Source organism: Burkholderia sp. Ax-1719 (genome assembly GCF_011753055.1).
In the GTDB taxonomy this organism is placed as follows: domain Bacteria; phylum Pseudomonadota; class Gammaproteobacteria; order Burkholderiales; family Burkholderiaceae; genus Paraburkholderia.
On record NZ_VWWJ01000007.1, the window covers coordinates 80,246 to 94,284 of the forward strand.

Sequence of the window (14,039 nt, forward strand, 5' to 3'; positions counted from 1 at the left end):
GCCAGACGAGGCTGGGAATTCGAACCCATTTGACAAAGACAGGGTTACGACTTCATTGCATGAATACACGGCTGGATTTCATTTGAAACATAGAAACACGAATATCGAACCTCTAACGTGTTCACGTCCCCGTCTACCATCACCTCAGTGTGTTTCAAATGAAACGATCGGATAGATTTATGCAACAACTCTGCAATGATCAGCCGATTCAATGATGTGTAACGCTCAACCATTCCAGCTCGATCAACAGCACACGACGGGGATTACAATATGGAAAATTCTCGGCGCATCCTGGTGCTGGATAGCGACCCGGCAATGTTCGATCTGGTTTCTCTATAGCTTCAGGACTCAGGATATGACGTCATGGACATTCAATCGCTCCAGTCATTCGACGGCCATCATGCGAATCACCCCGGCGTGATCGTGGTCGACCTTAACTGCTCCGAAAGTCGGGCGCGGAACCAGATCGCCCGGCTCGCCCAATCCTTTCCCGGCACACCGATTGTTGCCACCTCAGGTTATTTTCTTGTTGGCCCAGGCATGGCAACCGAGACGGCGCGACAGTTTGGCGTCGCCGGCGTCCTGGCCAAGCCGTTTCATGGTGCAGCACTGGTCGCGGTAATCGACGAATTATTCAAATGCCGCCAGGCGGAACACCCTGCATATCGCGGACATGAAACCCACTGAGTTCAAGAAAATAAAAATTGGCGGCACGCCATGGCGATGGCTGGTCGTGGTGGGCGCGTGCGTGATTGTGGTGTGCGTATGCGTCGCCGCTGCGTGGGATAGCGGGCGCGCCAGGAAACTTGCGCTCGAAGGCAACGAGCGAGAACTTTCCAGCATCGCCAGCGCGCTTTCGGAGCAGACAGCCCGTTCGCTTCAGGAAATCGAGCTGATTCTGCGTCGCACGAGTGTCACGACGCCTTTGCCGCTGCAGCACGCGATTCAAGACAAAGCGTTCGAAGCGTTCCTGCGCCATGAAGTCGCCGATGTGCCGCAAATCCGCGAGTTGAGCGTGTTCGATTCGAGAGGCGATCGCGTCGCCAGTTCGCAGCCCCCTGGCCAGCACGATATCGATATCGCGCCCAGAGAATATTTTCAGCAGATCCGGCACGCCGCTCCGGGCACGACCGTCATCAGCGGACCGCTAAAAAGTCTTGCGGACAGCACGCCGACTTTCGCCGTTGGCATGGGCATGTGGGACGCCAACGGTCATTTTCTGGGCGCAGTACGCGCGCTGGTCGAGGATGATTACTTCGAACGCTTCTACCGCGAAATCGATCTTGGGCGCGGCACGCTGATCAAGCTGACGCTCAACGATGGCACGCCCGTTGTTGCGTTCTCACGAGAAAGCAACGGTACGCCATCCACAGACTTGCAATCGGCACAACGCACCATCACCGGCTTCCCGCTTCGCGTGACGGTTTCCCGCGACCGCAAAGTGGTGCTGGCAGACTGGCAAGCGAGCGTCGTGAACGCGATCCTGCGTACCGGCTCCATCTCTTTGCTGGTCGCGGTGCTTGCGTGGGCGCTTGCCCGGCAAATGCGACGCCAGCAGAGGCTTGCTGAGCGCCTGCACTTCAGCGAGCAGCGTTGGCGCGCGGTGTTTGAAAACGCGCCGATTGGCGTGATCGTCCTGCGGACTTCGGGACAATTCATCGCGAGCAATCCAGCCTTTCAACGCATGGTGGGTTATCCTGGCGCCGATCTAATTGGACGCAGCGCCTTCGACTTTGTGTATGCCGAAGATGGAGCACAGATTCAACGGCATGTCGCGCGGCTTGTTAGCGGCATTGCTGCCACCACGCGTTTCGAGCAACGTTTCCTGCACCATGACAGGAGCGTTATCTGGACGGATATGAGCGTCGCGCGTGTTGCTTCGACGGAATATCGACTGGAACAGTCCGCTCAGGAATCCGAAGACGTACTGGTTGCGACACTCGAAGATGTCACGCAACGCCGCCTATCAGAAATCGAACGCAGTCGTCTTGAGGCGCAACTGCTGCAATCGCAGAAGTTGGAAGCGCTGGGAACCTTCGCGGGCGGTATTGCTCACGACTTCAACAATATCCTGGGTGCGATTCTAGGCTACGGCGAGCGCGCGCTTCATGTGCTGAATGGACAGACACCCGAGCTTCGCTATATCGAACAGGTCATGAATGCGGGCAATCGCGCACGTAGCCTGGTTGAACGCATATTGACCTTCAGCCGCAGCGGCATGGTGGCGCGCTTGCCGGTTCGACTCTCGCCCGTTGTTGCGGAAACAATCGAATTACTCAAAGCGCGCGTCCCTGCCGGAATTCGCATTACGCTGCGCTTGAATGCGGGCGACGTCGTTGTCATGGGCGACACCACGCACATCCATCAAGTGGTCATGAATCTTTGCAGCAATGCCCTGCATGCGATGCCAAATGGTGGAACGCTGACGATCACGCTCGAACTCGAACATATTGCTGAACAAGTCAGCTTCACCAGCGGTCTGATCAGCCCTGGCGACTTCGTGAAACTTAGCGTGAGCGACACCGGTGTGGGGATGTCTACGGACCTCATCGAACGTATTTTCAATCCGTTCTTTACCACGCGCAGAACGGGCGAAGGCACGGGGCTGGGACTTTCGCTGGTCGATGGCATCGTGCGTGAATATGGCGGAGCCATATCAGTTAAAAGCGTGCCCGGAACCGGCAGCCTATTCGAGGTGTTCCTGCCAGTAAGCGCAGAAACCGCGCCGGAGGTCATCAACGAACCCGTGATACTGCCACACGGCGCCGGGCAAGTCGTGCTCGTTGTCGACGATGAGAAAGCGCTCGTCAGTCTGGCGGAAGAACTGCTCGCCGAACTCGGGTACGAGCCGGTAGGCTTTGAATCCAGCAGCGCTGCCTGGGAAGCGTTTGCCCGTCATCCAGAGCGCTTCGACGCCGTCATGACGGATCAGACCATGCCGGAATTGAGCGGGCTCGATCTCGCCGCACGAATACTGGAAATTCGTCCCGCGATCCCCGTTATTCTGTGCAGCGGATATGGCACCGCCGATCTCGAACGCAAAGCGGCAAACGCAGGTGTTCGCATGGTGCTGCGCAAACCACTCCAGCAAATCGACATCGCACGCGCTCTGAGTCGGGTTTTTTCGGTGTGACGTTTGGCTACAGAGATCAGTTCGCGGCTACGTGCTGGCTGGAGCCCATGCAATCGCGGGCGTATTCCTTTGAAAGCCTACGTTGTGCGGATTGCAGATCCTGCGGGTATTCAATATCGTCGTGAGACGGGTCATATCCAACGGCCTCCAGCTCCGCCAACTCGTGCTGGAGTTGCGCATGCGTTACCTCTTTCTTTAACGGCTTGAAGGGATAGTCGTTACATTGCTGGGATGTCAGGTGCGGTGCCGCTACGGCCGATGCGCTAGCAACGAGAACCGATAGTGCTACCAGGAATTTGAATTTCATGATTTCGTTAAGGAAAGAAGACGTAGAAATCGTATCCGCTCGCTCAACGTTTTCCATTTATAAAATCGTGAAATAAAATTTATTGACTCACTCGCTCTGTGCAGAATTAAACTTATCTTCATCGTCAAAAATTCTCGATCCCTGATCGACTGGATATCATTTTCTCGTCAAAACAACGCCAATAGCGAACCACGCGCTATTCCGCATTTCGAGCGACGATATGATGACGACTCCCGAGTTCGTACTGCCACTCCCCGCTGCTAGCGCTGATGCACTGTCGATGCGCTATCACGTAGCGCTGGAAGCCATGTGTACAGGCAACGGATGGCTGGGCGCGACGCAGGCATTGACCACACTGATGTTCGTCACCAGTTTTCTCGCCGAGGCAGGCTACGGGCGAGTGACGTTTGCAGAGGTGCTGGGGTGCCAGAATGCCCTCTCCGCCGCCTTGCGCGACGGCATGGCTGGAAAGGGCTGGAGATTTTCAGCAGAAGGCATTGAAAAATACAAAACGCTCGTGACGTTGCACGATTTCCAGTTGAGCATCGCGCCCATCCGTGCCATCAAGATTGCCGGCCGGCGGTTGCAGCAGGTCAATACGATCGTCACGCAACAATTGAGTGCCGGCCGGCGGCGACCGGAATTCAGCAAGGACAAACTTCAATTCGGTAGCTTCAAATGGAGCAAGCTGTCGCGGTAAGCGGTTGATTCGCGCGAAATGTCATCGTTGAAGGTTCAATGTCGTGCGTGAGCCGGTATCCATACGCGAGTTCAGTGACGATAGAGACATTTGGCAGCGTCTCTTTCATCTTGCGCCGCAGTCGCCAGATGAGAGGTGGAATGGTCGCAATATCGCTTTCCTCTTCGTCACACCAGGCATAGCGCAGAAGCTGCTCGTGCTTGACGGGAAGCTCGAAATTGCGGAGCAGGCATTCGAGCACAAGAAATTCACGCTTCGTTATCGCTAGCCGCGTTGTGCCGTCCACCAGTTCACGTGTCGATGCGTTGAGTGTCAGGCGCGGTTCAAACGCCCGGCGATTGCGCCGCGCATAGGCCGTCGTGCGATAGAACGCGAGAATTTTCTCGTGCATTTCCACGAACGAATAAGGCCTGGAGAAACACGTATCGACACCGGCTCTGAGGAACGCCGCGCGTTCACTTGCGGTGCATTCCTTTACAACAAGCGAAAACACCGCGTCCGACGAAACGCTCCTGATGTCACCCACAACCTCGGCCAGTCCGGACAGCGGCGCCAGCGACTGAGGCATAAGTATCACCGCGTCAAACAACTCTTCCTGACCGGCGCGAATGCCAGCAGCAAACGTCGTACTCCACAGGACACTATGCGTGCTTTCGCGCAGCGCCTTGCAAAGCCATTCCGATTCGTGAGTGTGCGGGCCAACAAAAAGAATGCGCATGGGTTTTTCCAGATCGATGATTAGGCGTCAGCTGGAAGTTCCGATGGCCAATCGAGCACCGGGTCGTAGCCTGGCGTTCAACGCACGCTTCAGGCCCTCCCTGCCGCTTTCGATGTGTGCGACGTTGTAGCCGCAACGAAACCCTGCTCGATAGCCAACACAGTCGCATTCATGGCTGGTCGAGAACTCCCAGACTCGTCAACCGGGACAAGCTGCCGGGAGTTTCTCTATTCCCGATTGCGCGTTGATTGCATGAATCGGCGCGCGCATTACAGATGTAACGTCGCTAAGGTGTCAGAGCCACGGCTAGCGCGATGGTGAGCGTTCCAACAGTGTGCGTGCGCCGAAGATGAACATTCTTCAATGTTGCGAACATGGCCGATCGCCGGGGGATCTTCTATGCTGCGCCGTACAGGTTCGACGCACCCTACGCCTCAGATCGATTTGCGAATCGCACGAACGCCGAACCGGCAGTGGAACGCGACTGACGAGGCGACTTTTCCAGCACCCGAGGTCTAATACCGTGAAAAATGCAACGTTACGTCAGCTCAAGACCTTCGAGACCGTTGCTCGACGTTTGAGTTTTTCGCGTGCCGCTACTGAACTGCATCTTTCCCAACCGGCGGTCTCGACCCAGATCAAGCATCTGGAGGAACATGCCGGGGTACCTTTATTCGAGCAACTGGGTAAAAAGATCTTCCTGACCGATGCAGGCAAGGAGATGGCGCGCCACGCCCGCGAAATCATCGACCGTTTCAATCAGGTCGAACAGATTCTTGCGCAGATGAAAAGCGGCTTTGGGGGTTGCCTCAAGATTGGCGTCGTCACGGCCTGTGGGTATTTCTTTCCGCGCCTGATTGCTGAGTTTCGTCGGCGTAACGATGGTGTAAAGCTTGAATTCAAGGTTGGCAATCGCGACGAGTTGCTGCGCCTGCTGGAAGCCAATGAAATCGATCTGGCGGTGATGTCGGAATCGCCCACCGATAGCCGCATATGTGTCGAAAGCTTTGCACCGCATCGTTTCGTGGTGATCGCTGCGACCGATCATCCGCTTGCGCGTCGCGCACGGATCTCACGCGCGGAACTCGCTAACGAGCGTTTCATCCTTCGAGAACGCGGTTCCGATACCCACGCGGCGATGGAAAACAGCATGCCGGATGTGCTCGACAAACTTGCCGACACCATCGAGATCCCCAATAACGAAGCCATCAAACAGGCCGTCATGGCGGGGCTCGGCATCAGCTTTCTGCCCGCGTCCGCGATCGAGCTCGAGTCCCGTGCGCACATGCTGAACGTACTGGATATCGTCGGCCTTCCGGTCGTTCGCCAACTGAAAATCACCCGTCTGGCGGGAAAAGCGCTTTCTCCCGTGGCCAACGCATTTAAATCGTTTCTTCTGGAGGAAGGCGCTTCGCTCATCGCACGAGCGGATATGGGCGTTCATGCCGCGCCCTATGCGATGCAGATCGCTGCCGCCGCCTGACCCATCGACAAGCCGCCCACTCTGCACCAACGCCATGCCATATGGTGCAGAGTGGGCGGGACATCGCGGCGCTACACCGTCAGGCCGGCAGAACGTCCGGACGATTGTTCGGGAAACGCTTGAGCACGTCTTCCGTGATGTTCAGATGTTCCATCACCAGCTTCGGCGGCGTATGCGTGAGCCAGTCGGACAGCGACACTTCGGCAAAGTGATCGGCCTTGAATACCTCGATCATGATGATGTCGGTGTCGCCGGTGTTTTCGATGTAGTGACCTAGGCTCTTCTTCACGTAACCGATATCGCCGGCACGGAAATCGGCGGTCGCGGCCTTCGGGCCGGTGTCGAACACGGTCATGCGGCCTTCGCCCTGAATCCAGTATTGCCATTCGTCGGCGTTCGGATGCCAATGAAGTTCGCGCAGGCCGCCCGGCTTGATCGTCACCATCGCCGCGGCAATACCCGTGGATACCTTGAAGTTGCGGCTGTCCGCAATACGCACGCTGCCACCCCTGGTTTCCTTGAAGGGCTTCATCGAACCAAGCGAGAAGACAAACGGGAAATCCGGTGCGCCCAGCGGCGATTTGACCGCGGCCTGTGCGGCTGCCAGCGGTCCAGGATCGTCGCCCTGGAAAATCCACAGGTTGTCGGTCGGGATATTCTTGAAGGCGTCCTGCGGCACGTTGAAGTTCGCCGCCAGCACTTCCGGCGGCGTATGCGCAATCCAGTCTGTGACCAGCAGCGTATTGAATTCGGATGCCTTACCATTATCGAAGGCGATCATGAATTCCGCGCCCGTGGGTCCCAGGCCCTGAAGCGAATGCGGCAGCCCCGGGGGGAAATACCAAAGATCGCCCTTCTTCACATCGGCCACCTGGCAGCGACCTTGCTCGTCCAGAATCGTGATACGGCATTCGCCTTCGAGCATGATTGCCCATTCGGCCTGTTGATGCCAGTGCATTTCCCGAATGCCGTTCTGCGACAGGCGCATATTGACGCCGGAGATATCCTCCGAAATAGCGAAATCGTTCTGCGTCACTTCACGCGCCCAGCCGCCGTTCTGATAACGCTTGTGCGCGTTGTTGAACGATGCCCAGAAGAGATCCATACCGTTGATGTCAGTGGCAGGCGGATTCTGGAAATCGGGGAATTCATTCGCGAGCGTAGGGTTCTGCGGGCCCGGATCGTCAAGACTGGTGGGGCTCTTCGCGTTGACCCGGCCTTCTGGCGGACGGTCCGGATTGCCGAACGTAGCGGCCTTCGCGGTAGCGGCAACGCCCAGTGCGGCAGCGCCGGCTGCTGCGCCTACCAGCATTTTTCGTCGGGACAAGTCGGTCATGGATAGCTCCTGGCAAATGCCTGAATACAACTGATGAAATCTGGGTTGTGACTTCTAGACGACGCGTCATTGACGTCGTCTGTGCAGTTGATATTAGAGCTACCCCGTTCCGAATAATATTCAATTATTCGGATCAAAACTATCACACTCAATTATGGTTTTCTTTGTGCCTCTGCGCGTCAATTCACCGCCACGCGCGAACGAACTGTACTTCAAATTTATGCTAACGACTGTACTGCTATCGATGCGAACCGCACGCCTAACATTCGCTTCGACATTTCTTTTTTAAATTATTTTTAGAGGATTTGAAGTCAATTCTTGCAACACAGAAAGTCATCTGTCATTGATTTGATGGCTTTGTGGTTATTTTGTGAAGGCGCATCGTTGCGCCAATTTTTTCGCCGTGGTTGTATCTCAACAGATATATCGCCCCACCCTACGCGGCGGGTTGGCTTGCGGGCGACGTGAAATTGAAAAGATGAAAAAACTGCTATTAGCCTCGGCGATTCTCGCTGCGTTTTCCAGCCACAGCCACGCGCAGAGCAGCGTGACCTTATACGGCACCATCGATACGGCATTGATCTATGCGAACAATATGGCCACCGGTTCGGCTGGCCACGGCACGAGCGGTATCGAAATGGACAGCGGAGGAACGCATGCTTCGCGTTGGGGTTTGCAGGGCAAGGAGAATCTCGGTGGCGGACTCGCTGCGATCTTCCAGCTCGAAGATGGTTTTTCCAGCGCAAATGGCAAGCTTGGCAATACCGGCGACATGTTCGGACGGCAGGCATATATCGGCTTGTCCTCCGCGACCGACGGAAAAATCACGCTTGGCCGTCAATACAGTTTCATGTCGCAATGGCTTTCCGCGCTGAGCGCCGAAGGGCGCGGCTGGGGCGGCAATCTTGCATCCCACCCGTTCAATAACGACGACATGATTCGCCATACCAGCATCCGCAATTCGGTTCGCTATGTGAGTCCGACATACCGCGGCCTCACACTCGGCGCGATGTATGGCTTTTCGAACGAAGCGGGACAGTTCGCCAACAATCGCGCTTATAGTTTTGGCGCCCGTTATGTGAATGGACCCATTGCACTCGTAGCGAGCTATGGACAGACCGATCGCTCGGCGGGTTCGGCGAATTTCAATGCGGACGGCGCGGTCAGCAATAGTGACGGCGATGCAACGATCACAGGCGGCCGAGAGCGTGTCTGGGGACTAGGCAGCAAATATTCGTTCGGTCACGCCGCCGTTGGCGTGGTGTGGACCCACTCTTCCACTCGCGACGTCACCAGCGTCTGGCAAGGCGGCAGTCTCGTGCCGCTGGTGGGCGACATGCTGAGTTTCGACAATTTCGAAATCAACGGTCGCTATTTCGTCACACCTGCCTTGAGCCTGGCGGCTTCCTACACCTATACGGATGGTCACTTCGACGCGTCGGGTTCGAGCCTCAACCCCAAATGGCACGAAGCAATTGTGCAGGCCGACTACCGCTTTAGCCACCATACCGACGTGTACCTTGAAAGCCTCTACCAGACGGTGAGCGGCGGCGGCGGAAACACCGTTTTCAATGCGTCGATGTTCAATGTGACGCCTTCGGCGAACGGGCATCAACTGCTGTTCGTTGCCGGTCTGCGGCACCAGTTCTAAACGGCTTGAGGCGGAAAGAGGGTTTCATCGGCTTTCCGCCTTCGCTCATTTGCGGAGTAAATCGTAGTGCGCGGCGTCGATCCCTTTGTCAGCGCGCAGGAAGGCAACCAGATTCCAGAGATCACCATCTGGCAGCGATCTCCCAAATGCAGGCATCGCGGTCATTTTCACGCCATGCCGCATAACCCAATATGTCGATTGCGGATTGTTCTTGCGCACGGCCGCGAGCAACCTGGGAGCCGGAGGTGAAATGCCCGTACCAATAGCATCGGGGATCGCGCCCGGTGCGCCATGACAAAATACGCAGTGCTGATCGTAAAGTCTGGCGCCAGTTTTAATATGTTCCGGCGTCAGCAGATTGCCCGGCACGACTACCGCCGATGACTGTAGATCGAGCGAATGCTGATAGGTCGCATGCAACAGCCACGCAACAAAGCGATTATCTTGAGAGGTCGCGGCGACATCGACATGTCCGGAAAGCGAATAGCAAAGCGCAACCAGAACGGTCAAAACAAGAAATGTGCTGATCGAGCACAGCGCTATCACAGCGTTTTGACGGAATGACATTGAGCGAACAGATATAGCGTGAGATGAGCGCAAAAGTGGCAATATTCAAACGTTCGAATGTTCGACCTGCTTTTCCGCAATCTCCGCACGCAGGCGCGAATGGCTCATCCAGGCCAGCACGGCAGGCATCACTCGAATTGTCATGACCGAACCAGCAACCGCGAGCAACAAGGGATAAAGCAGATTGTGGTCCGCATGCGTGAACTCTACGATCAGCACCACGGCGGTCAACGGCATCTGCATGGAAGCGGCGAGAAACGCGCCTGCACCAATCAGCGCACACGCACCAGGCGCGAGCGTCGGAAAGAAAAAGCTCCACACTCCGCCAAGCACCACCGCAAGCAACGCGCCGTTTGTCAGACCCGGTGTGAGCAGACCGCCCTCTGCGCCCGCGCGCAGGCTCGAAGCCTCGATGGCAACCTTCAGCACAAGCAGCGCGGCGGCCAGCGCGATGGTGAGACTGCCATCGAACGAAAGCGACGCAGCGCCTTTGCCATTCCCGGCGAGTTGCGGAAACACGATCACCAGTGCGCCGATCGCCACGAAGTTCACGATCGAGTACACGACCAGTTTCAAACCGCGCGGAGCGTGTGCGCGTGCACTGGAAGTGAGTTTGACGAAGCCCCATGCAGCGAGACCGAACAGTGGCCCGCAGACGGCCGCCCAGATCAGCAGTGGGCCGTTTGAGTCAAACGCGGGAACGAGGTATTGCTGCTCGTTGCCCAATCCGCTCCACGCCACTACCGCCGCAATCGTCGAACTCACGAGCGCGACAATCAGCGCGCGAGGCGCGAACGTGCCCAACAGCACTTCCAGCACGAACACCGCGCCACCCAGCGGCACGTTATAGACCGCTGCGAGGCCCGCGCCCGCGCCGCATGCCACCATGAGACGACAATCGTCGCTCGTAAGCCCCGCACGATGGGCAAGACGACCGGCAAACAGCGAGCCGATTTCACGCGGCGCGACTTCCCGTCCTAGCGGCGAGCCCAATGCGACCGTGACGATCTGCAGCAGCGCATGCACCATCGTGCTGACGAAAGGCATGCGCGGATCGGCGGAACTCACCGCCTTGCGAATGCTGACCAGCGGCTTGCCATAACGATATAACGCCGCCCAGCCGATGCCCGCGACGGCGCCACAGAACGACAGAACGGCTAGCCGGCGCATCGGCGATGCGGCGCTCACGCCTTCCAGAAAGCTTTCATGCCCCACCCACTGTCCGATGCTGTAGCCATAGGCGACATGCTGGATGGCATGCAGCAGCAAAGCGAGCCCCATCCCGCCAAGCCCCGCGCCAATGCCTGTGAGGACGGTGACGAGGGCGAAGGCCAAAGGCTTGCTGTGAGAAATGGCGGTGGAACTGGAACTCATGGGAACGGCCTGAAAACGTGTATTCCGGGATAACCCGAATGGTATCCCGATCAATGTATGCGTTTTGTTACTTATTTTTCTGAATCAATGCGCTGAGCGCATATATAAGATGGAGGTCATACCGCGCGTGTGTACCGCCCGCAGCGCCGTTAGACCTGCACGCGATGCGCAAGCGGCGGATGGCTCTCGAAATATCGCTGAATGCCTTTGAAGATCGCATCGGCCATTTTTTGTCGATATGCAGCGTTCAAAAGCTTTTTCTCTTCTTCCGGATTACTGATGAATGCCGTCTCCACCAGAATCGACGGAATATCGGGTGCCTTCAGAACCGCGAACGCTGCCTGCTCGACACCGCTGCCATGCAGTTGATTGATCTGACCAATCTCATCGCGCACGAACGCGCCGTACTTGAGCGAGTCGTTGATTTGCTGCGTCGTGGACATATCGAACAGCACTGGCGCCAGATGACGATCAGCGCCGCCCAGATCGAGTCCACCGATTTCATCCGAGGCATTTTCGCTTTTCGCGATCCAGCGCGCGGCAGCGCTCGACGCGCCGTGCTCAGACAGCGCAAATACTGACGAACCGTGCGCAGCCGAAGTCGTAAAAGCATCCGCGTGAATGGAAACGAACAGGTCTGCGCCAGCACTTTTGGCCTTGGCGACCCGTGTGGCCAGTGGCACGAAGAAGTCGTCGTCGCGCGTCATGATGGCCTGCATAGTTGACGAAGCGCGGATCCGCTCGTTTAACCGGTGTGCAATATCCAGTACGACGTGTTTCTCGTAGGTCCCTGCGCCGCCAATGGCGCCGGGGTCCTCGCCGCCGTGACCGGGATCGATTGCGATGGTCAGCTTTCGCGCCAGATTGGTGTGGGCGTGCGATTGCACCTGCAAGGAAGAAGTCGATTCAACCGATGCCGATGCCGCATAAAGATCGACCATCAGCCGATAGCCATAGCGGCCTGCCGGTGCAGTCGAGAAGACCTTCGGTGACACCGCGCCCTTGAGGTCGACGACCAGCCGCACGATCTGCGGCGAAAACTGCCCCACGCGAACGCCTTTGATATGCGGATCGTCTGGATGAATCTGCGCCACGATATCCCTCAGGCGCTGATCCAGCGTCAGACCTTGCAGATCGATAACCAGCCGTTCCGGCGTGCCAAGCTGATGTTCCTTGACTTCGAGCGGCTGCGTCGATTCGATCGCCACACGCGTGTAGTCAGCGGCAGGCCAGACTCGAACACCCACGACCTTTGGATCGGTGTTTGCCGCTGCCAGTTCGGGACCAAGGCCCACCACCAGCGCAGAGGCGCCAAGCTTCAGAAACTTTCTACGCGTATACGGGTTACGGCAGCTTGAGACGAGCCTTTGAGGACGAAGCCTCTTTGCATCTTCCATGATATTTCGTTGTGAACGTGCAGTGGCTTGAGCCGAAGTGGCAGAAAGGGCCGGTGCATCTTATCGTTCGCCGCAACAAGAAAACGCAGCATCTCTGCTGCTTAAATCGATTTTCATCTTTGCGTGAACGGGATTCGGCGCGCAGAAATAACGGCGCCAAAATGTAGCCACAAAACTGTCATCCGTCCAAGTCTTGTTTCTCATGAGGCAATGAGAAAAATGCATGGCAAAAACAAACGAAAGACCGGCTTTCTTGACACTTTCTTGATGTCTCACGCGCTATATACGTTGACAAAATCAGCTTGATAAATCGAATGCATGTGCCGTCGTGATGCTGTTGCCCATGCAAAAGGCTCAAACTGTAATCGTCCCGACAACTGCCATTACGCTACATTCGCCCTCGCCGGATGGAATCGTTTGTGAAACTGGTATGAGGAAAAGCATGAAATCGAGTATTGCTGCGTGGGTATCCACCGCAGTCGTTGCCTTGGCGTTTGGCAGCGCGCACGCTGAAGAGGCGGTGAGAGTGACCTATGCGGGTTCGATGGGTGTCGTGATGGATCAGGGCCTCGGCCCTGCTTTCGCGAAAGCAAACCACGTCCAGTATCAGGGGCAAGGCGAAGGCGCATACGGAATGGCCCGGCTTCTGGCTTCGAAAAAGCTCGTTGCCGATGTGTTTTTCTCGATCACACCCGGGCCGATGGCAATTCTGAAACGCGCGGGTCTGATCGACGAAGCCATCCCGGTCGCCAGCACCAGCATGGTGATCGCCTATAACCCCAAGAGCCGGTACGCCAGCCAGCTCGCGGCAAGCCAGGCAGCCGGCGCACAACCGTGGTGGCAAGTGCTTGCACAACCGGGCCTTCGTTTTGGTCGAACCGATGCAAAAATCGACCCGCAAGGCCAGAACATCATCTTCACGATGATGCTCGCCGAGCGTTACTACCAACAACCGGGTCTGGCGAAAAAGCTCCTCGGGGACACGGAAAACCCGCAGGAAGTATTCGCTGAAGGCGGTCTGTTGACGCGACTGGAAGCCGGTCAGGTGGATGCATCGTCAGGTTATGAAAGCGCCGTGAAATCGGCCGGGCTACCTTATATTCCGCTTCCGGACGCAATCAATCTCAGCAACCCCGCTTACGCGAAAGACTGGTACAACACGGTCTCCTTCAGCATCCGCAATCCCGCTGGCGAATTGAAGTCGCTTACGCCGCAGCCATTGGTGTTTTATGTCGCTATCCTCAAGAATGCGCCGAATCCGGAAGAAGCGAAGAAATTCGCCGAATTTGCGTTGAGTCCGCAAGGACAGACCATTTTCAAACAGCGCGGATACGGTCAGCCCAAGGGCGAAACGCTCCGTTAATCCCATGCCG

12 protein-coding genes are annotated in these 14,039 nt (G+C 56.8%); 6 read left to right on the forward strand and 6 right to left on the reverse strand.

Going from position 1 to position 14,039, the window contains the following annotated elements:
• Nucleotides 1–363: 363 nt before the first annotated feature.
• The gene (locus F3J17_RS15410) at nucleotides 364–687 is read left to right on the forward strand and encodes a response regulator (protein ID WP_167059966.1); all 324 of its coding nucleotides are present in this window, start codon (nucleotides 364–366) and stop codon (nucleotides 685–687) included.
• A complete protein-coding gene (locus F3J17_RS15415; protein WP_167059969.1) occupies nucleotides 674–3,133 on the forward strand; it encodes an ATP-binding protein in 2,460 nt (819 codons plus the stop codon). Before F3J17_RS15410 ends, F3J17_RS15415 begins: the two co-directional genes overlap by 14 nt.
• A 16-nt stretch (nucleotides 3,134–3,149) precedes the next feature.
• Here F3J17_RS15415 and F3J17_RS15420 read toward each other — a convergent pair whose 3' ends face one another.
• Entirely contained in the window at nucleotides 3,150–3,497 is a 348-nt protein-coding gene (locus F3J17_RS15420; protein ID WP_240160991.1) for a DUF4148 domain-containing protein, read from the reverse strand.
• 163 nt (nucleotides 3,498–3,660) lie between these two features.
• Between F3J17_RS15420 and F3J17_RS15425 the strand changes: the two genes are divergently transcribed.
• Nucleotides 3,661–4,140 (forward strand): hypothetical protein, encoded by a 480-nt coding sequence (locus F3J17_RS15425; protein ID WP_167059972.1) that lies wholly within the window; start codon nucleotides 3,661–3,663, stop codon nucleotides 4,138–4,140.
• Here F3J17_RS15425 and F3J17_RS15430 read toward each other — a convergent pair.
• On the reverse strand, nucleotides 4,115–4,858 hold the full coding sequence (locus tag F3J17_RS15430) for a response regulator transcription factor (protein WP_167059975.1): 744 nt from the start codon (nucleotides 4,856–4,858) through the stop codon (nucleotides 4,115–4,117). The genes F3J17_RS15425 and F3J17_RS15430 overlap by 26 nt on opposite strands.
• A 523-nt stretch (nucleotides 4,859–5,381) precedes the next feature.
• Between F3J17_RS15430 and F3J17_RS15435 the strand changes: the two genes are divergently transcribed.
• On the forward strand, nucleotides 5,382–6,341 hold the full coding sequence (locus F3J17_RS15435; protein WP_345891201.1) for a LysR substrate-binding domain-containing protein: 960 nt from the start codon (nucleotides 5,382–5,384) through the stop codon (nucleotides 6,339–6,341).
• A 79-nt stretch (nucleotides 6,342–6,420) separates the two neighbouring features.
• Here the strand turns inward: F3J17_RS15435 and F3J17_RS15440 are convergent, their stop codons facing one another.
• Entirely contained in the window at nucleotides 6,421–7,677 is a 1,257-nt protein-coding gene (locus F3J17_RS15440; protein ID WP_167059981.1) for an oxalate decarboxylase family bicupin, read from the reverse strand.
• A 478-nt stretch (nucleotides 7,678–8,155) separates the two neighbouring features.
• Between F3J17_RS15440 and F3J17_RS15445 the strand changes: the two genes are divergently transcribed.
• Nucleotides 8,156–9,328, forward strand: a complete 1,173-nt coding sequence (locus F3J17_RS15445) for a porin (RefSeq protein WP_167059984.1) — start codon at nucleotides 8,156–8,158, stop codon at nucleotides 9,326–9,328.
• Nucleotides 9,329–9,373: 45 nt separating this feature from the next.
• Here the strand turns inward: F3J17_RS15445 and F3J17_RS15450 are convergent, their stop codons facing one another.
• The 3 genes from F3J17_RS15450 to F3J17_RS15460 all read right to left on the reverse strand — a co-directional run bounded on the left by F3J17_RS15450 (nucleotide 9,374) and on the right by F3J17_RS15460 (nucleotide 12,516).
• Entirely contained in the window at nucleotides 9,374–9,895 is a 522-nt protein-coding gene (locus F3J17_RS15450; protein ID WP_167059987.1) for a c-type cytochrome, read from the reverse strand.
• A 45-nt stretch (nucleotides 9,896–9,940) separates the two neighbouring features.
• Nucleotides 9,941–11,269: a chloride channel protein gene (locus tag F3J17_RS15455; protein ID WP_167059990.1), complete on the reverse strand. Its 1,329-nt coding sequence runs from the start codon at nucleotides 11,267–11,269 to the stop codon at nucleotides 9,941–9,943.
• A 149-nt stretch (nucleotides 11,270–11,418) separates the two neighbouring features.
• Nucleotides 11,419–12,516, reverse strand: a complete 1,098-nt coding sequence (locus tag F3J17_RS15460; protein WP_345891202.1) for an N-acetylmuramoyl-L-alanine amidase — start codon at nucleotides 12,514–12,516, stop codon at nucleotides 11,419–11,421.
• A gap of 592 nt (nucleotides 12,517–13,108) precedes the next feature.
• Here F3J17_RS15460 and F3J17_RS15465 point away from each other — a divergent pair.
• The gene (locus tag F3J17_RS15465) at nucleotides 13,109–14,029 is read left to right on the forward strand and encodes an extracellular solute-binding protein (RefSeq protein ID WP_167059996.1); all 921 of its coding nucleotides are present in this window, start codon (nucleotides 13,109–13,111) and stop codon (nucleotides 14,027–14,029) included.
• Nucleotides 14,030–14,039: the final 10 nt, after the last annotated feature.